General features: G+C 67.8%; 19 protein-coding genes. 9 read left to right on the plus strand and 10 right to left on the minus strand.

What is annotated here, in order from left to right:
* Positions 1-5 precede the first annotated feature (5 nt).
* Genes LC068_RS05150 through neuC form a run of 3 tightly spaced genes read right to left on the minus strand, consistent with a single transcriptional unit; the run spans position 6 to position 3278 of the window.
* Positions 6-1058: a nucleotidyltransferase family protein gene (locus tag LC068_RS05150; protein ID WP_226635080.1), complete on the minus strand. Its 1053-nt coding sequence runs from the start codon at positions 1056-1058 to the stop codon at positions 6-8.
* Positions 1055-2131 (minus strand): N-acetylneuraminate synthase, encoded by a 1077-nt coding sequence (gene neuB, locus LC068_RS05155; protein WP_226635082.1) that lies wholly within the window; start codon positions 2129-2131, stop codon positions 1055-1057. The genes LC068_RS05150 and neuB overlap by 4 nt, the downstream gene beginning before the upstream one ends.
* Positions 2124-3278, minus strand: coding sequence for a UDP-N-acetylglucosamine 2-epimerase (gene neuC / locus LC068_RS05160; protein ID WP_226635084.1), 1155 nt, complete (start codon positions 3276-3278; stop codon positions 2124-2126). Before neuC ends, neuB begins: the two co-directional genes overlap by 8 nt.
* An 85-nt stretch (positions 3279-3363) precedes the next feature.
* Between neuC and LC068_RS05165 the strand changes: the two genes are divergently transcribed.
* Complete coding sequence (locus LC068_RS05165; RefSeq protein ID WP_226635086.1) at positions 3364-4011, plus strand: acetyltransferase; 648 nt, start codon at positions 3364-3366, stop codon at positions 4009-4011.
* Positions 4012-4015: 4 nt separating this feature from the next.
* Here the strand turns inward: LC068_RS05165 and LC068_RS05170 are convergent, their stop codons facing one another.
* Positions 4016-5026, minus strand: a complete 1011-nt coding sequence (locus tag LC068_RS05170; protein ID WP_226635088.1) for an NAD-dependent 4,6-dehydratase LegB — start codon at positions 5024-5026, stop codon at positions 4016-4018.
* Between the two features lie 210 nt (positions 5027-5236).
* Here LC068_RS05170 and LC068_RS05175 point away from each other — a divergent pair, with 210 nt between their 5' ends.
* Positions 5237-6400 carry an AGE family epimerase/isomerase gene (locus LC068_RS05175; protein ID WP_226635089.1) on the plus strand — a complete coding sequence of 388 codons (1164 nt, stop codon included), beginning with the start codon at positions 5237-5239 and terminating at the stop codon, positions 6398-6400.
* On the opposite strand, the gene LC068_RS05180 is transcribed toward LC068_RS05175, so the two are convergent.
* Positions 6382-6951, minus strand: coding sequence for a hypothetical protein (locus LC068_RS05180; RefSeq protein WP_226635090.1), 570 nt, complete (start codon positions 6949-6951; stop codon positions 6382-6384). The two genes, LC068_RS05175 and LC068_RS05180, sit on opposite strands and share 19 nt — an antisense overlap.
* Positions 6952-7060: 109 nt before the next feature.
* On the opposite strand from LC068_RS05180, the gene LC068_RS05185 reads away from it, so the two are divergent.
* From LC068_RS05185 to LC068_RS05200, 4 genes are all read left to right on the plus strand, one after another.
* Positions 7061-8644: an alpha-amylase family glycosyl hydrolase gene (locus LC068_RS05185; RefSeq protein ID WP_226635091.1), complete on the plus strand. Its 1584-nt coding sequence runs from the start codon at positions 7061-7063 to the stop codon at positions 8642-8644.
* Between the two features lie 50 nt (positions 8645-8694).
* Positions 8695-9507: a type II secretion system protein N gene (locus LC068_RS05190; RefSeq protein WP_226635092.1), complete on the plus strand. Its 813-nt coding sequence runs from the start codon at positions 8695-8697 to the stop codon at positions 9505-9507.
* Between the two features lie 195 nt (positions 9508-9702).
* Positions 9703-11154 (plus strand): hypothetical protein, encoded by a 1452-nt coding sequence (locus LC068_RS05195; RefSeq protein ID WP_226635093.1) that lies wholly within the window; start codon positions 9703-9705, stop codon positions 11152-11154.
* Between the two features lie 83 nt (positions 11155-11237).
* Positions 11238-13889 (plus strand): TonB-dependent receptor domain-containing protein, encoded by a 2652-nt coding sequence (locus tag LC068_RS05200; protein WP_226635094.1) that lies wholly within the window; start codon positions 11238-11240, stop codon positions 13887-13889.
* Positions 13890-14328: 439 nt separating this feature from the next.
* On the opposite strand, the gene LC068_RS05205 is transcribed toward LC068_RS05200, so the two are convergent.
* Positions 14329-17166, minus strand: a complete 2838-nt coding sequence (locus LC068_RS05205) for a M16 family metallopeptidase (RefSeq protein ID WP_226635095.1) — start codon at positions 17164-17166, stop codon at positions 14329-14331.
* A 317-nt stretch (positions 17167-17483) separates the two neighbouring features.
* Between LC068_RS05205 and LC068_RS05210 the strand changes: the two genes are divergently transcribed.
* A complete protein-coding gene (locus LC068_RS05210; RefSeq protein WP_226635096.1) occupies positions 17484-18731 on the plus strand; it encodes an ammonium transporter in 1248 nt (415 codons plus the stop codon).
* Between the two features lie 10 nt (positions 18732-18741).
* On the opposite strand, the gene LC068_RS05215 is transcribed toward LC068_RS05210, so the two are convergent.
* Complete coding sequence (locus LC068_RS05215; protein WP_226635097.1) at positions 18742-19071, minus strand: AprI/Inh family metalloprotease inhibitor; 330 nt, start codon at positions 19069-19071, stop codon at positions 18742-18744.
* 225 nt (positions 19072-19296) lie between these two features.
* On the opposite strand from LC068_RS05215, the gene LC068_RS05220 reads away from it, so the two are divergent.
* Positions 19297-21051, plus strand: coding sequence for a type I secretion system permease/ATPase (locus tag LC068_RS05220; protein WP_226635098.1), 1755 nt, complete (start codon positions 19297-19299; stop codon positions 21049-21051).
* Positions 21048-22427 carry an HlyD family type I secretion periplasmic adaptor subunit gene (locus tag LC068_RS05225; protein ID WP_226635099.1) on the plus strand — a complete coding sequence of 460 codons (1380 nt, stop codon included), beginning with the start codon at positions 21048-21050 and terminating at the stop codon, positions 22425-22427. The genes LC068_RS05220 and LC068_RS05225 overlap by 4 nt, the downstream gene beginning before the upstream one ends.
* 5 nt (positions 22428-22432) lie before the next feature.
* Here LC068_RS05225 and LC068_RS05230 read toward each other — a convergent pair whose 3' ends face one another.
* From LC068_RS05230 to LC068_RS05240, 3 genes are read right to left on the minus strand one after another with little or no spacing between them, the layout of a single operon-like run.
* Positions 22433-23086, minus strand: coding sequence for a glutathione S-transferase family protein (locus tag LC068_RS05230; protein ID WP_226635100.1), 654 nt, complete (start codon positions 23084-23086; stop codon positions 22433-22435).
* Positions 23083-23556, minus strand: coding sequence for an SRPBCC domain-containing protein (locus LC068_RS05235; protein ID WP_226635101.1), 474 nt, complete (start codon positions 23554-23556; stop codon positions 23083-23085). Before LC068_RS05235 ends, LC068_RS05230 begins: the two co-directional genes overlap by 4 nt.
* On the minus strand, positions 23553-23933 hold the full coding sequence (locus LC068_RS05240; protein WP_226635103.1) for an ArsR/SmtB family transcription factor: 381 nt from the start codon (positions 23931-23933) through the stop codon (positions 23553-23555). Before LC068_RS05240 ends, LC068_RS05235 begins: the two co-directional genes overlap by 4 nt.
* Positions 23934-23955 lie beyond the last annotated feature (22 nt).

The raw sequence follows: 23955 nt of genomic DNA on the forward strand, positions 1-23955 counted from the left end.
CAAATCTAGCCGCCGAAGATGGCGCCGAACTCGGCATTGGCGCGGTCGTAGTCGGGCGGACGGCCGATATCCAGCCAGTAGCCCTCGGCCCGATGCGGACGCACGGCCATGTCGGCCTCGATCAGGGTCTGGATCAGGGTCGGCATGTCATAGGCCTGGCCGGCGGGGATCCGCTCCAGCGCCGGGCGCGACAGCACATAGACCCCCGCATTGATGTTGAAGACCTGGCTGGGCTTTTCCTCGATGCCGCTGATGCGACCGTCGGCGGCGCGAATGACGCCGAAGGGCACCTGCATCTCATAGTCGCGGACCACCACGGTGGCGGCGGCGCCGTCGCGGATGTGGGCCTCCATCACCTGACCATAGTCCACGCGGGTCAGGACATCGCCGTTGGTAACCAGCACCGGCCCCTCGACCTCGGGCGGCAGGAGGGACAGGGCTCCGCAGGTACCCAGCGGCCGGTCCTCGCGCAGATAGCCGATGTCGAGCCCGCGATCCGACCCGTCACCGAAGTGGGCCTCGATCTGGTCGGCCATATAGTTCACCGACAGGAAGATCCGCCGGAACCCCTGAACCGCGAGGCCCGAGATGATGGTCTCGAGTATCGGCCGCGGCCCGACATTGAGCATGGGCTTGGGCGTGGTGCGGGTCAGCTCGGCCAGACGCTCGCCCCGGCCGCCCGCCATGATGACCACCGGCTGGGGCCGCTCCGGCACATCCAGCAGGTCGCCGACCGTCGACAGACCCGTCACCCGCCCATCTGCATCCACGCGGGGCAGCTGGCGCAGTTTGCGGGCCCGCAGCATGGTCAGGGCCGCGCCCTCGTCCAGACCGTCCGGGGCCACCACCGGCGTGGTGTGCACGAACGGTCGGCAGGCCTGCTCCAGAGCGGCACCATTGATCAGGGCCCGGCGCACATCGCCGTCCGACAGGGTACCGATCAGCACCCCGCCCTCATCCACGACCAGGGCGATGCCGACACCCGCCGCATCGATGGCCTTCAGCACCTGCCGCAACGGGGCGTGCGGGCCGACCAGGGTGCGTTGCCAGTGCTTCATGGCTCGATCGCCTCATCCGGCTGGTGGTCGCGGTTGGCGGGCTGGCCGTAGAGGGCAAAGGCCTGATGGGGCTCAAGGCCATCCGCCGGGCGCTTTGCCGTCAGCATGTCGGGCGTCAGCACCTCGCCAGCACGGATCGGTCGGGCGGCCACGACCGAGCGGCGCGCGACGATCCGGTTGGCCATCTCCTCGGGCGCCGGACCCTTTTCGGCACGGCCCAGCGCCTGTTCGACCTCGCGGATGGCCCGCACCATGGCAGCCAGTTCGTCCGGCTCCAGTGAGGCCGCGTGGTCGGGGCCCTGACGGTCGCGGCTGAGGGTGAAATGCTTCTCGATCATGACCGCCCCCCGCGCCACGGCGGCGACCGGGACGGTGATGCCCAGCGTATGGTCGGAATAGCCGACCGGCAGGCCGAATACCTCGGCCAGCGTATCCATGGCCTTCAGGTTGATGGCCGACAGGGGCGCCGGGTATTGGGTCGTGCAGTGGAGCAGCACCACTTTGCCATGAAGCGCCGCCCGCGCAGCGTCGGTATCGAAGGCGGCGAGCGCCGTGTCGAGATCCGGCGGCAGGTCGCTCCGCATCCGGCCCCAGGCGATCAGGGCCAGCGCCTGACGCACCTCATCCAGTGTTGCCATGCCGGTCGAGACCGCCAGCGGCGGGCCCACGCGGGCGGCAGCGATCAGCATCTCGCCCCAGGTCAGGTCGCCGGACGGAATCTTGATCCACGGCATGCCCAGTCCCGCGACCAGCGCCAGACTGTCCATGTCGAAAGCCGTCGACATGAAGGCGATACCGCGCGCCCGGCAACGCTCGACCAGAGCCGGGTGATCCTCAGGCTTCAGTTCCAGCCGCCGCACCATGTCCAGCTGCGTGCCGCCCTCGCCCGTATTGGTCACCTGATACTCGGCCTTGAGCGCGCGGGCGGTCAGGGCGGCTTCGGCGCGGAAGGTCTGGAATTTGACAGCGTCGGCCCCGGCTTCGGCGGCCACATCGATCATGGCGAGCGCATCCGCCAGCGAGCCGTCGTGGTTCACCCCCGCCTCGGCGATGATGAAGACCCGGTCAGCCACCAGGGACCTCAATGTCGATGAACCGCTTGTGCATCAGGGCTTCGCGCTCGGGCAGGGACGTCAGGACCGACAGGATGCGCGGGACAGTCTTTCCATCTCCATAAGGATTGAGCGCGCCGGACAGGTCAGCGGAGACAGCCTTCTCAAGCGCCGCGCGGATGGCCCCAGCCTCGCCGGGGCAGTGGAAGACGGTGTCCCCGGCCAGCCGCCCCTGCTGTCGCACACCGACGTCGACGGTCGGAATGCCGAGCGAGGGGGCCTCGGTCAGACCGCTGGAGGAATTGCCCACCACCACGCGACAGCGCGCCATCAGGGGCAGATAGGCGGCGCCGAGGGCGGCATGGACCGAGAGATTGGCCCGCCCTTTCGCCCAGGCGTCGAGCCGCCCGTTCAGCGCCTCATGGCCGGGGTCGGCGTTGGGCCGGGTGACCCAGAGCCGGGTCGAGGCCGGCTGCGCTTCCAGAGCCGCGAGCAGGGCCTCGAACTCGGCCAGCCCGCCATCCTCGAGCAAAGTGACCGGGTGGAAACAGACCAGCAAATTATCCGCAGCCAACGGAGAGCCCAGCAGGCGTTCCAGTTCCGCATCGGGAACGGATGCCGCGGCGGTCAAACTGTCCAGCGAGGGATTGCCGACCGTATGGATGCGCCAGTCTTCCTCGCCCAGCTGGCGCAGGCGGCGCGCGGCCCCGGCATGGGTGACCAGATGTACCTGAGCCAGTTTGCTGACCGCATGGCGGATGCCCTCGTCGATGGCGCCTTCGGTGACGTCGCCGCCGCCCAGATGGATCAGCGGCAAGCGTAGCAGCGTGGTGGCCTGGGCCACCGCCAGGATCTCGTAGCGGTCGCCGACGATCAGCACGGCATCAGGCTGCAGCCGCTCCAGCGCCTCGACCACGCCGGTCAGGACGGCGGCGGCCCCCCGGGCAGCAGCGGCGGCACCGTCGCCCTCAAGCGGCATCGGCACCAGGGCATCGGCCTCGATCAGGCCGTCGGCGTCCGAGCCGAATCGCGGGTCGGCATGGGTGCCGGTGAGGAGCAGCTGTCCCCGCGTGCGCGGATCGGCACGCAGGGCGTCGACGATGGGGCGGATCAGGCCATAGTCGGCCCGGCCGCTGCTCACCACACAGATGGTCACGCGTTCCGCCATGCGCCTGCTACAGTCTGCCTTGCCAGAGTCGGTCAGGGTGTCAGGGTAGCAGTCTTGTCCGATTCCCGGAGGGGAGCGCCATCCGATGAAGATTGCCATCTGCGGAACCGGCGGATTCAGCCGCGAAGTCGCGCCGTTGGCTTGGGAAATGGCCCGCGCCGCCGGTGCCCGCAGCCCCGATGCCGTCTGTTTCGTGCCCAAGGACGGCGAGGCGTACGAGCCGTCGGTCAACGGGCATCCCGTGATCCCGCTGGCCGATCTGCCCGAGGACTACGGCATCGTCGTCGCCATCGCCGAGGCGGCTATCCGGCGCCGGGTCGATGCGGAGATGCGGGCGCTGGGCCGGCCACTGGTGTCGCTGGTTGCCCCCACCGCCCTCAGGCGCGGGCCGTGCGAGATCGGCGAAGGGGCTCTGCTGTGCGACCACTCGATTCTGACCGCCGATGTGCGGATCGGCCGGCAGTTTCACGCCAACATCTATGCCTACGTCGCCCATGACTGTGTGATCGGCGACTTCGTGACGCTGGCGCCGCGCGTGTGCATCAACGGCAATACGGTGATCGAGGACGACGTCTATGTCGGGACGGGCGCGATCCTGCGGCAGGGTACGCCCGACAAGCCGCTTCGTATCGGCAAGGGGGCGGTGATCGGCATGGGGGCTGTGGTGACGAAGGACGTCGCGCCGGGCGAGACGGTTGTCGGCAATCCGGCGCGGCCGCTGGAGCGGCGCTAACCGCCTAGATGGCGTAGGTGCCGGGGCGGTAGCGGGCGAGGTTCGCGGGCTCGCGGAACCAGGCGATGGTGTCGTCCAGCCCGCGCGCAAAGCCATCCAGTCCGGCATGGGCCGGGCGCCAGCCCGTCAGGGCCTGAACCCGCGTGGTATCGGCAAACAGGCGTTCGACCTCGCTGGCGTCGGGACGCAGGCGCTCAGCCTCGCTGACGATCTCGATATCGACCCCCATCCGCTCGGCGATCAGGCGGGCCGTGTCGCCGATCGAGACCTCGAACCCGCTGCCCAGATTGGTGACCCCGCCGATGGCCGCGTCGCACTCGGCCACGGCAATAATGCCGGCCACGGTGTCGGACACATGGCTGAAGTCGCGCGTGGGGCTGAGCGCGCCCAGCTTCACCTGACGGGCACCGGCCGCCAGCTGGGTGATGACGGTCGGGATGACGGCACGGGCCGACTGGCGCGGGCCATAGGTGTTGAAGGGGCGCACGAGCGACACGGGCGTCCCGAAGGCGGCATGGAAGCTCAGCGCGATCTGGTCCGCGCCGATCTTGGACGCCGAATAGGGGGACTGGCCCTGCAGCGGATGGTCCTCGGTCATCGGCACGAAGCGGGCCGTGCCATAGACCTCGCTGGTCGAGGTGGGGACCACGCGCTCGATGCCCAGATCGCGGGCCGCCTGCACGATGTTCAGCGTGCCGGTGACATTGGTGTCCACATAGGCGCCGGGCGAATGATAGCTGTAGGGAATGGCGATCAGGGCGGCCAGATGCAGCACCACATCGCAGCCGGTCATGGCGGTCTTCACGCCGTAAGGATCGCGGACGTCGCCGGCGAACACGTCCAGAGCGTCCTGTATGTCGTCGGGTGACTGATCCAGCCAGCCCCGGTGCCCGAAGCTGTTGTACTGGACGAAGGCGCGCACGGTGTGACCGTCGCGAACCAGCCGCTCGACCAGATGCGAGCCGATGAAGCCGTCGGCGCCCGTCACCAGAATGCGTTTTCCGCTGAGGTTCATGAGCCGCTCGACCCCTGCTGTCCGGCCGCTGATTCGGCGCCCGGGTCCCAGCATGGCGCAAAGGGGACGGGATCAGAAGGCCTGCTCCCCGAGGTTGCATGGCCCTTTGTCACCCGCTTATATGCCCGCCACTTCAATGGTCTGGTCGTAGTACATGTGTCCCGTCTGCACCCGCCCCCGGGGGCTTCCCGTGCCTCCCGGATCTCGCGGATGAGCGTCGGCGATGCCTATCTGGCCTGGCTGAGGGACGATGCCCTGCCGCTGTGGAGCGAGCGAGGCGTGGATCGCCGGCAAGGCGGCTTCTTCGAAAAGTTGCAGGCGGGCGGCTCGCCCGATCCCCTGCCCCGGCGCGCCCGGGTGCTGGGGCGCCAGATCTATGTGTTTTCGCGCGCACCGCTGGTGGGCTGGGACGGTCCGGCGGCGGAGCTGGTGAATCACGGCCTGACCGCCCTGCCCGCCTTTCGGCGCGAGGATGGCTTGTTCCACTATCGGCTGGATGCGGCGGGTCAGCCGATGGACAGCCGACCCGACCTTTACGACCAGGCCTTCATCCTGTTCGGACTGGCCCACGCCCTTCCGCTGGCAACCGACCGGGCCGGAGTGATCGAGGTCGCCAACACCCTGCGTCAGGCGCTGGATGATCTCCGGGCCCATCCGCAAGGCGGTTACGATGAGGACCGGCCGGGCAGCGTTCCCCTGAAGGCCAATCCCCACATGCATTTGCTTGAGGCGGCCCTCGCCTGGGCGGCCGTCCTGCCCAAGAATGAGGCCGCGCCCTGGACCCGGATGGCCGAAGGTCTGGTGACGCTCGCGCTCGACCGGTTTGTCGATCCCGAGACCGGAGCGGTGCGCGAATATTATGATGCCGACTGGCGGGCCCTGCCGCCCGGCGACGAACCCCAGATCGAACCGGGCCACCAGTTCGAATGGGGCTGGCTGCTGACCCGCTGGGGGGTGGCCCAGGGCGATGCGCGGGCGCTGGACGCCGGACGGCGACTGGTCGATCTGGGCGAGGCGCACGGCATTGATGCGGCCCGTGGCGTGGCCTTCGGCGGCCTGACCCCCGCCCTCTCGCCCTGCGATCCCGTGGCGCGCCTGTGGCCCCAGACCGAGCGGATCAAGGCCTGGGTCCAGCGGCGGGACAGGGCGACCACGGAGTCCGAACGGTCCAACGCCGAACAGAGGCTGGAGGCCGCCCTTGCGGGTCTGATCCCCTATCTGCGCGTGGATCGTCCCGGCCTGTTCCACGACCGGATGAAGGCCGACGGCAGTTTTGTCGACGAGCCGGCCCCGGCCAGCAGCCTGTACCACCTGATGACGGCGGCCGAGGAACTGGCGGGCACGCGACCGGCAGATCAGCCCGCGACGGCGTGATGCTCGATCCCGGCCAGTGAGCCGGGCGGATTCACGGCGACCAGATCCTTCAGGAAGCCGTTCGGACTGAGCGTTCTGGCGTCGGGCACGTCCAGCCCCACCACCTCGGCGAGGTCGGCCACAAACGTGATGCAGTTCCGCTGGCGCAGATTGTAGGTGCCGCCCTCGGCGCTGGCCCAATAGTCGAAGCGGCTCCGCAACGTCTCATAGGTCTCATCGCTGATGACGACGCTGAGATAGGCGATCCCGTCCGCGATGTAGGCCGGCTCCGGGCGTTTCAGTATCCCCCGGTCGCTGAAGAACAGGAGCTGGGGCCCCGGCGATCGGGCCGTGAAGCCCACCGCATAGTCGACCGGCAGGCCGTTGCTCTCCAGCGTGCCATGAAGATGCACAAAGGCATGGGGAAACAGCAGCCAGCCGTTCTGCACCCGGTTTCCCTCATGCCCATAGAAGGTGACCGTCACGGCCGCATGGGCCGGCAGGGCGGGGACCAGCCCGGCAAGTACGAGCGCCAGTATAAGGGATCGAAAGCGGGTCGGCAGGGATGTCATCCTCCGACCCTGCCTGTTTGCGCGAGCTTCGAAAAGGCCCCCTGCTCTCACCGATTGCCCGGCCCGGGAAATCGGTCGATGGTCAGTTTTCCCCTTCAGGAGACCGGGAATGGAATGGTGGCGCGGCGCGGTCCTGTATCAGGTCTATCCGCGCAGCTTTCAGGACAGTGACGGCGACGGGGTCGGGGACCTGCAGGGTCTGATCCGGCGGCTGGATCACATCGCCGGGCTGGGCGTCGACGGCCTCTGGCTTTCGCCGGTGTTTGCCTCGCCGATGAAGGACTTCGGCTATGACGTCTCGGACTATTGCGCCATCGATCCGCTGTTCGGGACCATGGACGACTTCGACACCCTGGTCACCGAAGTCCACGCGCGCGGGCTGAAGCTGATCATCGATCAGGTCTATGCCCATACCTCGGACGCCCATGACTGGTTCCGCGCCAGCCGTCAGGACCGCGTCAATGACCGGGCCGACTGGTACGTCTGGGCCGATGCGAAGGCCGACGGGTCGCCGCCCAACAATTGGCAGTCAGTATTCGGGGGCCCTGCCTGGACCTGGGATGCGCGGCGCGGCCAGTATTACATGCACAATTTCCTGGGCAGCCAGCCGCAGCTGAATGTGCGCAACCCCGTCGTCCAGGATGCCCTGCTGGACGTCACGCGGTTCTGGCTGGATCGGGGGGTCGACGGCTTCCGCCTCGACGCGATCAACTTTGCCATCCACGACGCGGCCCTGACCGACAACCCGGCCGATCCCCGGCCCGGTCCACGCACCCGTCCGTTCGACTTCCAGCTCCACCTGTACAATCAGTCCCAGCCCGAGATTCCGGCCTTCCTCGAGCGCCTGCGGGATCTGGGGGAAAGCTACGGCGATCGGTTCTTCGTCGCCGAGGTCGTGGGCGATGCCGCCGAGGCGGAAATGCATGCCTTCACCCGGGGCGGCGACCGGCTGCACAGCGCCTATGGCTTCAACTATCTCTATGCCCGCGCCCTGACGGCCGAGCGGGTCGCCGAGACTACAGAGCGCTGGCCGGGTGCGGACGGCGAGGGCTGGCCCGCCTGGACCTTTTCCAACCACGACACGCCGCGGGTCGCCAGCCGCTGGGCCGGTACGCACGACACCGGCACGACGGCCCGGCTGGCCATGCTGCTGCTGATGACCCTGCGCGGGAATGTCTTCCTGTACCAGGGCGAGGAGCTGGGCCTGCCGCAGGCCGGGGTGCCGTTCGAACGGCTGGTGGACCCGGAGGCCATCGCCAACTGGCCTATGACGCTGGGCCGGGACGGCGCGCGCACCCCCATGCCATGGACCTCCGACGGTCCATGGGGCGGCTTTTCCGAGGTCGAGCCCTGGCTGCCCATGGATCCGCGCCACCTGGAACTGGCGGTCTCGACGCAAACCGGAGATGAGCACGCCATGCTGGCCCTGACCCGGCGTTTGATCGCACTGAGGAAGACAAGCCCGGCACTGGCCACCGGGCGGATGACCCTCGTTGAGGTCGACGGGCCGCGCCTCGTCTTCCGGCGGGAGGCGGACGGGCAGGCCCTGCTGTGCGTGTTCAATCTGGGCGATTCGCCGATCCAAATTTCCGTCCCCGACGGGGCAAGTCTGGTCGCCGGGGTGAATGGCGGCGAGGACGCTGCGGGGCAGTTGCCGGCCTGGTCGGGCCAGATCGTCGGCCTGTCGTCCTGACTGCGCATGAATGTCGGCACCGTGTCACATCCAGCCGCTAGAGGCCGGACATGCGCCGCGCCGTGCCGTTTTCCGCAGTCCTGCCATTTCGCACCCTGAGCCCGCGAAGGGGGGCCGAGATCGCCCTTGCGGTAGGGCTCGGTGTCGTGGTCGTGGCCGGTATCGTCGGCATGAGCCGCGGCGGCCACCCCGCTCAGGCCTCGGCCAGCGCCGCGCGGCCCCTGAGCGACCCTGCGGTCTTCGCCCGCTTCGATCCCTTCTTCCGGCAGGGAGACGCACCCGCGCTGCTGGACCTGACGGCTGAAGGCTGGCTGCTGTTCGGCACACGGACGGGGGCGCAGGGCACGGCCATCCTGCAGGGCCCGGACGGCACCCAGGCCGCCTATGGCATCGGCGACACAGTCGCGCCCGATCTGGTGCTCGCCTCGGTGGCACCCGACCATGTCCTGCTGAGCCGGGGCGGCCGCACCCTCCGCCTGGAGTTCAGTGACATCTCCATCCCCGCCCCCCCTCCTCCCCCGGAGGGCGTCACGTCCAATCTCTCGGGGGACGCCGCCATGGCCGCGGCCGAAATGGGTCTGACACCGCCCCCCGCGGACGCCTATGTCGCCGGTCTGCGCCCCCTGTCCCGGGACGGTCAGATCGAAGGCTATGTCTGGCGGCGCGGCGCGCAAATCCCGGCGCTGTCGGCGGCAGGGCTGCGCGAGGGCGATGTGGTGACGGCCGTGAACGGCGAGGCGCTCAGCCGGGATGAGCGGGTCCAGGAACTGGGCCAGACCCTGGGCACCGGCAGCCCCGTGACGCTCACCGTCCGGCGCGGAGACCAGACCCTGAATGTGACAATCAATCCGCCTTCGGAATAGATGACGCAAATTCTATACTTAAAGTATAATTGCTGTTTAGCACCATATTGATCTGATAACTGACTATCCGTCACATCGCATAACATTTGCGTCATGTTAATATTGCAATGACCGCCTAGAGGACTGGACCCGGGGTTGCCGGGTGCGTCACACGGGGTGCGGGTAACCCAGACATTCATTCCGAGGGGTTCCCCAATGCGTCTTTCCAAGATTCTGCTCGCCAGCGCGACTGCCCTGGCCCTGGCCTCGTGCGGTTCGGCCGAAGTGGCCTCGCCCGGCGAAGGTGACTTCGGCGGTGGCACCGGTGGCGGCACCGGCGGTGGCGGCACCGGCGGTGGTACCGGCGGCGCGGCTGCGGACTGCCCGACCGGCTTCGCCAATGTCGGCACCATCACGACCGGGGCGGGCGCGACCCTGCGCAACTGCCAGCTGCCGGCCCTGATCGTCGGCAATCTGGTCGTCGCCCAGCGCGCGGGTACCATCTATTCGGTCTCGGGCCGCACCGACGTCGGTCAGGACCGCGGCGCCGATCCGGCTGCTCCGATCGCCGGCGCCCAGCAGGGCATCCTGACCGTCGAGCCGGGCGTGACCATCTTCGGTTCGGGCGGCCTGGACTACATCGTCGTCAACCGCGGCTCGCAGATCTTCGCCGAAGGCACCTCGACCAGCCCGGTCGTCTTCACCAGCCGTCAGTCGGTTGAAGGCACCACCGGTGTCGACTCGATCGGCCAATGGGGTGGCCTGGTCATTCTCGGCCGCGCCCCGACCGCCGTCTGCCCGGCCGGCGTGACCCCGCCGAACGTGGGCTGCGTCGCCCAGGTCGAGGGCACCAACGCCTTCTACGGCGGCAACACCGGCGCCGATAACTCGGGCCGCCTGCGTTACTTCCGCCTGATGCACTCGGGCTTCCAGATCCTGCCCGGCAACGAGCTGAACGGCATCACCCTGGCCGGCGTCGGCTCGGGCACCACCCTGGAGTACATCCAGGTGCACAACAGCTCGGACGACGGCATCGAGCTGTTCGGCGGCACGGCCAATCTGAAATACGTCGTGCTGACCGGTAACGACGACGACTCGCTGGACACCGACACCGGCTGGCGCGGCGCCGTGCAGTTCGCCATCGTCCGTCAGGCTCCGACCCGTGGCGACCGCGGCTTCGAGTTCAGCTCGGCCGGTAACCAGGCCCTGTTCACCCGTCCGGTCATCTCGAACGCCACCATCATCGGCCGCACCGACGGCGCCGGCGGCGACGGCATCGTCCTGAACACCGGCCACGCCCTGCAGCTGTACAACTCGGTCGTGTCCAAGCCCTCGGGCACCTGCTTCGACCTGGACGACGCGGCCACCGTGACCAACGGGCCGACCTTCAACTCGGTCTATCTGTCGTGCGGCACCACCTTCCGCGCCGACGGCAACCAGGACGCGGCGACGTCGGGCATCTTCGGCACCGGCTCGAACAACAGCGCCGGCGGCACCACGCTGAACGGTGTGGTCAACGGCGCCAACGAGACCGCCGTCACCCCGACGCCGGTCAACGGCGTGAACGGCTTCCTGTCGAACACGACCTACATCGGCGCCGTCCGTGACTCGAGCGACACCTGGTACGCCGGCTGGACCTGCGGCATCGCCGCCGGCTCGACCTGCTGAGACCTGCGCCTGTCGGGGCGGCGGTTCTGACGCCGCCGCCCCGATTCGTCGTTTCCCGATATTTCCCATTCGAGGCGCTGATCATGAAGACGCTTTCCCTGACACTGAGCGGCCTGCTGCTCGCCAGCACGGCGCTGATCGCGCCCGGCGTGGCCCTGGCCCAGCAGCAGGACCCGGTTCCGGCCCAGTCCGACGCCCAGGACCCGCAATCCGAGGCCCAGGTCGACGAGATCGTCGTCCTCGGCCGCTATATCCCCGAGCCCCTGCGCGAGACCTCGGAGGTCGCCTCCTTCGTCACGCGCGAGGACCTGCAGCGTACCGGCGATGACGATGCCGCCGCAGCCCTGACCCGCGTCACCGGCCTGTCGGTCGTCGAAGGCCGCTTCGTCTATGTGCGCGGTCTGGGCGAGCGCTATTCCTCGGCCCTGCTGAACGGCTCGCCCCTGCCCAGTCCCGAGCCCCTGCAACGCGTGGTGCCGCTGGACCTGTTCCCCTCGTCCGTGCTGGACGGGGTGACGGTCCAGAAGACCTATTCGGCCAACTATCCGGGCGAGTTCGGTGGCGGCGTCATCGACCTGCAGACCATCACCGCCCCGCGCGAGCCCTTCCTGACCATCTCGGCCAGCATCGGCGGCAATCTGGAGACCACGGGCCGCGAGGGCTATATCTACTACGGCTCGCGCACCGACTTCACCGGCTTTGACGACGGCACGCGCGATGTGCCCGGGCTGCTGCGGGACGCGATCGCGACCGGCAACCGGGTCGCCACCGGCGCCAACTTCACCTCGGCCGAGATCCAGGCCATCGGGCGCGACTTCGTCAACGCCCCGCTGAACCTGCTTCAGACCCAGGACTACATCCAGCCGAACTTCGGCCTCGACATCGCGGGCGGTCGCTCGTGGGACGTGGGCGCGGGGCTGGAGCTGGGTCTGGTGTTTGTGGCCGGCTATGACAACAACTGGCGCACCCGGACCGGCATCCAGCAGGAAGGCCGCCTGGACGTCGATCAGCTGGTCGTCCAGACCAACTATGACTACGTCTCGACCGAGAACGACATCGGTCTGAACTTCCTCGGCGGTCTGAGCCTCGGCAACGAGAACAACCAGCTGAAGTGGACCAATCTGTACGTTCGCAATGTCACCAAGGAAGCCCGCACTCGCGAGGGCGTGGACTTTGCGGCGCCGGGCACCGGTGAGGTGCGCGACGACTATACCGAATGGTTCGAGCGCAGCCTGTTCACCAGCCAGCTGGCCGGCACGCATTGGCTGATGAATGGCGATCTGGAGCTGAGCTGGCGCGGGGCCTATGCCCGCACCGACCGCGACGCCCCGTATGAGAAGGTGATCCGCTATCGCCTGGACCCGGACGGCGTCTATCGCCACGACACCGAGGCCCAGCGCAACTCGACCAGCTTCTCGGAGCTCGAGGACGAGATCGTCAGCGGCGGTGCCGACTTCGCCTGGACCACAGCCCTGTCGTCGGTCCGCGACATGACCGTGCGTGGCGGCGTGGCCTACACCGACAACACCCGCAACGCCGAGCGTCGCGACTTCCGCTTCTATGCGCCCAACGGCCTGCCGCTGGACGTTCAGGACAGCCGCGTCGACTATCTGTTCTCGGACTTCAACCTCGGCCCGGCCCTGCTCGAGCTGCAGGAAATCACGCCCTCGGGCGGCGCGGCCGCCTATGAGGCCGGTCTGGAGACCCAGGCCGCCTATCTGCAGGTCGAGGCCGAGATCGTGCCGCTGGTCAGCGTTTCGGCCGGCGTCCGCTATGAGGACGCGACCCAGTTCGTGACCCCGATCGACCTGTTCGGTGGCGCCCTGGTGTTCCAGCCGACCGAACTGCAGAACAGCTACTGGCTGCCGTCGGCGACCCTGACCTGGAACTTCGCCGAGGACATGCAGCTGCGTCTGGGCGCGTCGAAGACCATCGGCCGTCCCCAGTTCCGCGAGCTGGCCCCGCAGCAGTATCTGGATCCCGACAACGACCGCCTGTTCTTCGGTAACCCCTATCTGGTGGATACCGAGCTGGTGAACCTGGACGCCCGCGTCGAGTGGTATTTCGCCCGCGGCCAGTATGTGACCGGCGGTGTCTTCTACAAGGACATCGAGAACCCGATCGAATCGACGATCAACGACATCGGCAGCGTCATCCAGCAGACCTATCTGAATGCGCCGAACGCCACGCTGATGGGCTTCGAGGTCGATGCCAAGAAGTACTGGGAGATGCCGGACTACAGCTGGTCCTTCATCGCCAACAAGCGCTGGCTGGTGCAGGCCAACTACACCTTCACCGACTCCGAGGTGAATGTAGACGCGGGCGACACCGTGCGCGTGCTGTCGGCCGGCGGGGCCGAGCGTCCGGCGTCGGACTACATCATCGACGGCAGCCGCATGCAGGGTCAGTCGGAACACCTGGCCAACCTGCAACTGGGCTGGGAAGACGACATGGCCCGCTCGCAGGCGACCATTCTGGTGACCTGGGTGTCCGAGCGCAGCTCGGCCCGCGGCCGCCCGGGCGAGCCCGACCTGATCCAGGAGCCGGGCGTGATGCTCGACTTCGTCTATCGCAAGGACTTCGAATGGGGCGGCCGCGACATGGGCCTCGCCATCGAGCTGCGGAACCTGCTGGACGAGGAATATCTGGAGTACCAGGAGCTGGGCAACCGCATCACCGCCAATGGCTATGACCTGGGCCAGAGCGGCTCGATCAGCCTGACGACCCGCTTCTGATCCTTCAGAAGTCTTCCTCCCCACGACTGCAAGGGCCGGCTCGCAAGCGCCGGCCCTTTTTCTTTGGGCGCTCCGACGGACGAGCTACGCATGCCCGGCTTGTGAAAGGCGCCGCACCCCAAGGGGTTACCGACGCCCGGCGATGACCTGCGCGCCCTGATCCAGAGACGCACCAAGATGTGCAGCCCTTTCAGCCACCGGAGGAAGCGAACCCTTTTCAGACCATTCAGACGGTTCAGACGGTCTTTTTCAGACGGCGGGCGGGTCTGAACATCGGCCTCACAAGCCAGACGAGGCCCCGGTTTCAGAAGATTCAGACCCTTCAGACGGTCTTTCTCAAGGCCGCGTGCGCACACCCTCGCGCCTGCCCTGCGCACAAGAGAAAGGGCGGCGCCCGATGGACGCCGCCCCCTGTCAGTCGTGTCGTGTGGGGTGAGCCCTACTCGACGGGATCGCCGTTGATGTCGACCACGCGGACCTCGCCCAGACCCAGCTCGCGGATCTTGGGTTCGATCGCCTCGCGGTCACCGACGACCACCCAGACGGTCGGACCGTCGCCCAGCACGTCCCGGGCCGCGGCCGAGACCGAGACGGGGGTGGTGGCGGCCAATCCGGCGGCGCTGCGGTCGTAGTAGTCATCCGGCAGGCCATAGACGACCATCTGCACCAGATCACCGGCCACCGAGCCATTGGTTTCCCAATCGCCGGCCATGCCCTGGATCAGGTTGGCCTTATGCGCCGCCAGTTCCTGTTCGGCGACCGGACGACCGTCGACGATGTCGGTCAGCTCGCGGTCGATCTCGACCAGGCTGTCGGCCGTGCGGTCGGCCTGCACACCCGTCGAGACGAGGAACAGACGCTCACCCGGCGTGCGGCGGATGCCCGAACCGGCGCCGTAGGACCAACCCTTGTCCTCGCGCAGGTTCATGTTGATCCGGCTGGTGAAGGCCCCGCCCAGCGCCGTGTTCATGGCGGTGATCGCGGGTTCGGTCTCGGGGTTCAGCGGATCGATCAGGCGACCGGCCATGATGATCGACTGGGGACCGGGCCGGTTGACGATCAGCACCTGCGGCTGGCTGTAGCTGGGCGGCGTGCCGACGCCCGCACGTTCGGGCAGCGGCGTCGAGGGCGCATCCCAGTCCGCGAAGGCGCGCTCCAGCTCGGGCACCAGTTCCGCCATGGTCGTGTCGCCGACGACCACCAGGGTGGCGTTGTCGGGACGGAACCAGGTGTCGTGGAAGGCCCGGGCGTCCGCCGGGGTCAGCGACTGGACCGTCGCCTCGGTGCCCGAGGTTGCGCGGCCATAGGGGCTGTTGTCGCCATAGAGGGCGTCGGCCAGAACCCGGTTGGCGATGGCACCCGGATTACGGTTCGACTGCTGGATGCCCGAGATCTGCTGGGTCCGGGCCCGCTGGAAGTCTTCCTCACGGAAAGCGGGGTTCATGACCACATCGGCGAACAGGGCCAGCGACGGCCGCAGGCGCGACTCGATGGCGGTCATGCTGACCACCGTATAGTCGACGGCCGAGTTGGCCCCGAGGGTGGCGCCCAGCAGCTGCTGGCGGTCGCTGATCTCGAGGGCATCGAGGGTCTCGGTGCCGTTGGTCATGACCGCAGGCGTCAGGACGGCCAGGCCGTTCTTGTCCGCCGTTTCGGCGGCAGCACCGGCGTTGACGATGAGGTTCATGCTGACGGTCGGCACGCCCGAACGGGGGGCCAGAACGACCTGCAGACCGTTGGACAGCGTCGCCCGCTCGAAGTCGGGGAAGCTGGCCATCGGCATTTCGCCAGCCTGCGGCATCTGCGAGCGATCAGCCCCCGTGGCCGCAGCCTGATAGTCCGGGAACGGCAGGACCTCGAGGCTGTAGGACCCGTCCGACAGCCATTCACGACCCGCAGCGACCAGATCGGCCGGACGGGCATCGAGGATGCGCTGGTAGCTGACGCGCCAGGCGGCGGGGTTGTCGTGGAAGACCTCGCCTTCGGCCAGCAGGTCGGACTTGCCGCCGAAGCCGCCGATCCGCTCCAGACCGCGCACATAGGCCGAACCGGTCGAGGTCCGGGCGCGCTCCAGCTCGATCGGGGTCGGGCCGTCCGCCAGCAGGCGGGCGAGTTCCTCGTCGATGATGGCCTCGATCTCGGCCAGGTCCTGGCCCGGCTTGGCCGTCGCGATGATCATGAACTGGCTGCCGATCTCGCCGTCCGAGACAAAGGCGCCGACATTGGTGGCGATCTGGTCATCGAACACCAGACGCTTGTACAGGCGAGAATTGCGGCCCGAGGTGAGCACCTGGGCCAGCAGGCCGAGGTGGTCGGTGTCGGCCTCGCCGGCCGGCGGCACGTTCCAGACCTTGTACAGGCGCGGCTCGCCCACGCGGTCATACATGACCTCGCGCTGCTCGCCTTCCATGCGCGAGATCATGCGAGCGGGCTGGGTGACCGGCGGTCCGGGCGGGATGTCGCCGAAGTAGTGCTGGACCTTGGCCAGCGCCTCTTCCGGCGTGATGTCGCCGGCCAGCACGATCACGGCATTGGCCGGGCCATAGTAGCTGCGGAACCAGTCCTGAACGTCGCTCAGTTCGGCGGCGTCGAGGTCGGCCATCTCGCCGATGACGGTGTGGCCGTAAGGGTGGTCGTCCGGATAGGTGGCGAAGGTGATGGCGTTCCAGGCGCGGCCATAGGGCTGGTTCTCGCCCTGGCGCTTCTCGTTCTGGACGACGCCGCGCTGCTCATCGAGGCGGGCCTGGTCGACCGCGCCCAGCAGGTGGCCCATGCGGTCGCTTTCCAGCCACAGCATGGCGTCGAGGCCGCTGGTCGGGACGTTCTGGAAGTAGTTGGTGCGGTCGTTGTTGGTCGTGCCGTTCTGGTCAGTGGCGCCCAGCAGTTCGGTCGCCTTGAAGAAGTCCGAGTTGAAGTTCTCCGACCCGTTGAACATCAGGTGCTCGAACAGGTGGGCGAAGCCCGAACGGCCTTCCGGCTCGTTCTTGGAGCCAACATGGTACCAGATGTTGACCGCGACGATCGGGGCCTTGTGGTCCTCGTGCACGATCAGGGTCAGGCCGTTGTCCAGCACATAGCGGGTGAAGGGGATGTCCACGTCGGGAAGCGGCGGCAGGGCCGAGTCCTGGATCAGGGCATCGGCATCCGACGCCGTGGCCGGCACCGCGGCCAGCGGATCGGGACGGAGATCGGTCGACTGGGCCTGGGCGGCAGTCGCCAGGATGGCGGGCAGGCAGGCGCCCGCAATCAGATAGCTGCGAAGCGTGGACGGTCTCATGGATACACCCCTGTTTCCGGCTCCTCGACCGGAGCCTTCCCGAAAGTCCTAAACCGGGACCGACGCCGCGCAAAGGGCGCGAACATTGCGAATCCGTAAGGTTTGGAGAGGGGTTACGCAGCTGCGAAGCCAAAGGGCGGGAATGTGCGCGCAACCGGGACGCGCCCGTCACGCCCCGCACGATCCCGTCGATATTGCACCGCACACGCAGGAATTGCCTATCGCAGCGCAATAGGTTCCTATGCGGTTCCGGGGGGTCGGGTTCAGCCGGAGTCGGCCTCGCCGCCTCCTCCCCTGAGCCGCCCCGGATCCCTGACATGCCCCCTTCCCCGCTTATGGCCCATCAGGCCGCCCTTGAGATCGATCCCGCCGCAACCGGCTGGATCCTGACGTCGACGGCCCTGGTGCTGCTGATGACCTTGCCGGGGCTGGCGCTGTTCTACGGCGGCATGGTGCGCCGCAAGAACCTGCTGGCGACCATCGCCCAGTCGACCGCCGCGCTGGCGATCGTGACCGTGCTGTGGTTCGTGGCCGGCTACAGCTTGTCCTTCGGCCAGGGCCCTGCCGCCGTGAACAGTCTGGTGGGCGGGCTGGATGCGGCTTTCCTGCGGGGGGTCGGCATCGACACCGCCCACAGCCTGTCACCGGGCCTGCCGGAGTTCCTCTGGATCGCCTATCAACTGACGTTTGCCATCATCACGCCGGCGCTGATCGCGGGAGCCTTTGCCGAGCGAATGAAGTTCTCGGCGTCGCTGCTGTTCTTCGGCCTCTGGCACCTGATTGTCTATGCGCCGATCTGCCATCAGGTCTGGGGCGGCGGCTATCTGGGCAGCATGGGCGTGCTGGACTTCGCTGGCGGTGCCGTGGTGCACGTCAACGCTGGCGTCGCGGGGCTGGTCTGCGCCCTGGTGCTGGGGCCGCGCCACGGCTTTGGCCGTGACAATATGGCGCCTCACAACCTGTCGCTCACGGCCATCGGCACGGGCCTGCTGTTCGTCGGCTGGCTGGGCTTCAATGCCGGTTCGGCCTGGGCTGCGGACGGCATTGCCGCCGTTGCGGCTCTCAACACCATTCTGGCGGCGGCGACGGCGGCGCTTGGGTGGATGATCGTCGAGTGGATCGACCACAAGAAGCCAACCCTTCTGGGCCTGCTGTCCGGGATCGTCGGCGGTCTGGTGGGGGTGACGCCGGCCGCCGGTCTGGTCGATCCGATGGGCGCGTTCCTGATCGGCGCGATCTCGGGCCCGGCCTGCTACTTCGGCGCGGTCTGGCTGAAGCGCGCCCTGAAGTACGACGACAGCCTGGACGCCTTCGGCGTGCATGGCATGGGCGGCATCGTCGGGGCCCTGCTGACGGGGGTATTTGCCTCGGCGGCCATCAATCCGGCGGCGGACGGCGCCTCGATCCTCAATCAGGCCCTGGGTCTGGTCGCGGTGATCGCCTGGAGCGCGGTCGGCACCTTTGCCGTGCTGATGATCTGCCGCTTCACGACCGGGCTGAAGGTCACCCGTGAACAGGAGATCGAGGGCCTCGACGTCACCCAGCACGGCGAGGGCCTGCACTGATCGCCGAACACTACATCATGGCGGCAGGTTCGAGCCGGTAGGTGACGCCGCCGGTCTCGGCCTCCATCCGGTTCAGGCCGGTGCGCCGGAAACGGAGCACCGGTTCACCCCCCGCATCGGTCAGGGCGACCAGACCGTCAACGATACGCCATCCCGCGACCCGCGCGATGGCCGTCTTCTCGCAGCCTTCCAGATAGACGCCGAAGCCGTCGCCCTGCGGCGTTCTCTGGAGCGCAACGCGGCATTCCGTGTCGTCCGGGCGGTCCGAGGCATGAAGCGCCCAGAGGCCGCTGACCTCCTCGGGGCCGACCGGAAGGGCATCCTGCGAAGCATGTGTCATTCCGGCATCTCCTTTGGGAGTCGACGCCTGGGGTTCAGCCGCCGTGCAGGCTCCGGCCCCCAGGGCCAGGGCGACCAGTCCGAAAAGACCGGGATGGAGTCCGTTCATGGCGGAAAACTCCCTGTGGCGACGGCCGCTTGCCGTCAGGGGCCTATCTCGATCACCAATCGGTGGCTAGACTAAGACATCCCCCGGTCGAACGTCGGCCGAACCCCTGAGTTGCGCGTGTTCAACGACCTGATCCCCGGCAAACCCGGCACCGAGCCTCTCGCCGAGGCGCTCAAGGCGTGCCGCCCGCACTTCGTGTGGGCCGGGGTGTTCAGCGCGCTTGTGAACCTGCTGTACCTGACGCCCACCCTGTACATGATGCAGGTCTATGACCGGGTCGTGCCGACCGGCGGCGTGCCGACCCTGCTGCTGGTCAGCGCCATCGCCGTGTTTGCGCTGGCGACGCTGGCCCTGCTGGACTGGCTGCGGACGCGGCTGCTGGTGCGGGCGGGGCTGAGGCTGGACCGTCTGCTGGTGTCCCGCCTTCTGGGCCGGGTCGTCGACCTGCAGGCCCAGTCCCCCGGAAGTCAGGTCCTGCGCGAGTTCGATCATGTGCGCAGTGCGGTGTCCGGTCAGGGCGCGCTGGCCCTGTTCGATGCCCCGTGGACCCCGATCTACATCGGCTGCTGTTTCCTGCTGCACCCGGCGCTGGGCGCCCTGACGCTGGTAGGCGCTATCGTGCTGTTCGTGCTGGCGATGCTGAATGAGCGTGACAGCCGCCCCCGCCTGAACGACGCCATGAAGGAAGGGCAGGCCGCCTATGCCGCCCAGGAAAGCATGGCAGCCCAGAGCGAGGTCGTGCGCGCCCTGGGCATGCGCCAGGCCGGAATCGCCCTGCAAGTCCGGCAGCGTCAGATCGCCACCCAGCGGCAGGCCGAGGCCCAGTTCACCGGCGGCCGCTATACCGGCATCATCAAATTTCTTCGGCTGATGCTGCAGTCCGCCGCCTTGGGTCTGGCGGCCTATCTGACCGTCAACGGCCAGATTTCAGCCGGATCGATCATCGCGGCTTCTGTGCTGCTGACCCGGGCCGTGCAGCCCATCGAACAGATGGTCGGCGCCTGGCCGACCCTGATGCAGGCGAAGGCGTCGTGGAAATCCCTGCTGCAGGTGTTTGCCTCGACCGCGCGCGTGGACCGCGAGCTGACCACCCTGCCCGCCCCGGAAGGGCGACTGGCGCTGGAACAGGTCACGGTGCGTTTGCCGGGCACCCAGGTTCCGCAGCTGAAGGGTGTCAGTTTGAGCCTCGAACCCGGTCAGGTGCTGGGCGTGATCGGCCCGAGCGGATCGGGCAAGACGACGCTCGCGCGCGTGGTGGCCGGCGCGATCACGCCGACCGCCGGCTCGGTCCGGCTGGACGGTGCCGACTATGACGCCCGCGAAGGCGACCGGCTGGCCGAACACATCGGCTATCTGCCCCAGGTGCCGGGCCTGTTCGCGGGAACGGTGAAGGACAATATCTCGCGCTTCCAGTCTGCCCTGGGTGCCACCGCCGAGGAGGTCGACCGGCTGGCGGTCGCCGCAGCCAAGGCCGCAGGCGTGCATGAGATGATCCTGCGCCTGCCCGAGGGCTATGACACCCGCCTCGGCCCAAATGGTTCGGGTCTGTCGGTCGGCCAGTCGCAACGGGTCGCGCTGGCCCGGGCGCTTTATCGCGATCCGGTCGTGCTGGTTCTGGACGAGCCCAATGCCAACCTGGATCAGGAGGGTGAGGCGGCCCTGCTTCAGGCCATCCGTGGCGCCGCCGCCCGGGGGGCCGCGGTTCTGATGATCGCGCACCGGGCCGGTGTTCTGGGCGGTGCGGATCGCCTGCTGATGCTGCGAGAGGGCACAGTGCAGATCGAGGGGCCGCGCGACGAGGTCATGATGCGGCTGAACCCCGGGCGCTCCAAGCCCACGGTCGTCCCGCCGCCGGGAGCGCAGTCGGCATGAGCGATATGAGCTTTCCCGATCTGGATCGCCCGCGCCCGGCGCTAGAGCCTGCGCCGGTCGAGGCTCCGCTACCCGGACCGGAGGATTCGCCGCGGGGTGAGCTGATCGTCGGTGGCGCGGTAATCGCCCTGTTCTTCGTCATCTTCCTGGGCTGGGCGGCCTTTGCCCCGCTGGACGCCGGGGCCTTTGCCAGCGGCCAGGTATCCGTGTCCGGCAACCGCCAGGCCGTGCAGCACCGCGATGGCGGCGTTGTCAGTGCACTCCACGTCGCCGAGGGCGATACGGTCGAGGCTGGACAGATTCTGGTCGAGGTCGCGGGTGGCGAACTGGCGGCGACCGAACGTGGCCTGGCGGGTCAGGTGGTGGCGCTGCTGGCCCAGCGAGCCCGGCTGGCGGCCGAGCGGGACGGTCTCGGCAGCATCCCGGTGCCGCCCGAGTTCGGCGCCATGCCCCCCCAGGATCAGGCCCTGGCCAACGAAGCCATGGCCCTGCAACGCCAGCAATTTAATGCCCGCCGTACGGGCCGCTCGACCCAGCGCGGTGTGCTGGGCCAACGGGTCAACCAGCTCCAGCAGCAGGTCTCCGGCTATCAGCGGCAACTGGAAGCCAATGCCGAACAGCGGCGTCTGATCGAGGACGAACTGGCCGACGTTCGGCGACTGGCCGAGCAGGGCTATGCCCCCATCAGCCGGGTGCGCGCACTGGAGCGGCAGGCGGCGGCCCTCGACGGCGAGGCCGGATCCCTGCGGGCCGAGATCGCGCGCGCCAATGAGGCCATGGGCGAGGCGCGGCTTCAGATGTCTGGCGTCGGCACTGACATGGACGAGGACGTGACCGAACAACTCCGCGCGGTGGAGGTGCAGCTGAACGAACTCCAGCCGCGCCTGTCAGAGGTGCGCGCCCAGATCGAGCGCAATCGGGTGCGGGCGCCGGTCTCGGGCCAGGTCGTCGGCCTGACGGTCTTCACGCCCGGCGGCGTGATCCAGGCCGGACAGACGCTGATGGAGATCGTGCCGTCAAACGCCTCACAGATCATCGTGGCCCGGGTGCAGCCGAACGACGTGGACAATCTGCGCGTGGGCCTGCTGACCGAGGTGAAGTTCCCGGGCCTGCGCTCGTCCAACCCGCCGATCCTGAAGGGCCGGGTCGAACGGATTTCGGCCGACAGCTTCACCGAAGAGGGCTCGAACGCCCGCTACTTCCGGGCCGAGATCGTCGTGCCGCCGGAAGAGCTGGCCAAGCTGGGACGCGGCGCCAATTCCATCCGGACGGGCTCCCCGGTCGAGGTGGTGATCGTGCTGCGGCGCCGGACCCTGCTGCAGTACATGATCGAGCCGCTCGCCCGCGGCCTCTGGCGCACCGGCAGCGAGGTTTAGCGCCTTCAGTCCCGGTCCGGGGCGCCCAACGGGAAATAGTGCCGATACGGGCGAGCCTCATCGACCGCACGGGCGAAGGAGGGGCGGCTGAGCAGGCGAGCCCGATAGGCCTTGAGATGCCCCAGCGCTTCGGGAATGGGGTGGGTCCAGTCGGCGTAGAAGAGGGATGGCGCAGCGGCACAGTCGGCCATGCTGAAGCTGTCCCCCACCGCCCATGTCCGGCCCGCCATGCGTTGGTCCAGCCAGGTGTAGCTGGTCTCCAGCATCCTCCGCGCCTCCTCCACGCCGTAAGGATCGCGATCTTCCGCCGGGCGAATGGCGTCGAAGACGAACTTGCCCTGGGGCGTCATGACATAGTTGTCGAAGAACCGGTCCAGCATCCAGACCTCGAGCGCGAGATCGGGGTCGTCGGGGATCAGTTTCACCAGACCCGGGTGATGGCGCTGGAGGTATTCGATGATGATCGTGGCTTCGAGCACCACACGACCGCCTTCCCGCAGGATCGGAAAGCGCTTCATTGGCCAGAGGGCGGCCAGTTCTTCGGCCACCTTCGAATCTTCGACCATCCGCAGGGTGAAGGGGGTGTCGTTCTCATAGAAGGCAATCAGAGCCTTCTGGCAGTAGGACGAAAACGGGTGGGCAAAGAGCTCGAGCGTCATGAGAAGGCCCTCGGTTCGCGGCCCTCGATCACGGCGACGAGGTTGTCGACATGCCAGGCGGTGCCGTGCTCACGGCCCTGGACCGCCTCGATGCCGCCAGAGAAATAGGCCCCCTGTTCGGTATGCAGCAGGCGGGTGGTTGCGCCCTCAGGCCGGAGCTCAATGGTCTGGAGCGAGACCGAGAGTTTATCGGCGTTATGGAACAGGTCGTAGACGAGGATGATCCGCTCGTTCGGGACAATGTCGTGATAGACGGCCTGAAAGTCACTGGTCAGACCGCTGGGCCAGCGTGCGTGAAAACGCTCCCGGCCACCGACGCGGAATTCAAAATCCCGGTGCAGGGTTTCGATGTCGGTCGGCGCCTTGAACCAGGCCATCTTGGCCTCCAGAGTCGCATAGGCCGCGAACACCCGTTCGGGCGGAGCATTCAGCACGCGCTCGATGGTGAAGGTCGCATGGGTCAGGCTCATGGGGTTTCCCCTGAAGACGATTGGGCGAGATAGGCGTCCAGCTGGTCGTATCGCTGTTCCCAGAAGCGCTTGTGTTCGGCGATCCAGGCCTCGACGCGCGTCATGGCTTCGACCTCGAGCGTGCAGGTGCGCACGCGTCCCACTTTTTCGCTTTTCACAAGGCCGGCGTCCTGAAGGACTTTCAGGTGCTGGACCACGGCGGACAGGGTCATGGGCAAAGGGGCGGCCAGTTCGCTGACCGAGGCCGGACCGCGCGCGAGGCGTTCGACCATGGCCCGCCGACCGGGATCGGACAGGGCCTGGAAAGCCAGGTCGAGAGGTTGCGTTTGATACTGTAGTATTGACTTAAGTATTGTGCCGCGCCCGGCGGCTGTCAAGCGCGCGGCTTTGACAGGGGGA

Origin of the sequence: Brevundimonas poindexterae, from assembly GCF_020524625.1 — a bacterium.
Classification (GTDB): Bacteria; Pseudomonadota; Alphaproteobacteria; order Caulobacterales; family Caulobacteraceae; genus Brevundimonas; species Brevundimonas poindexterae_A.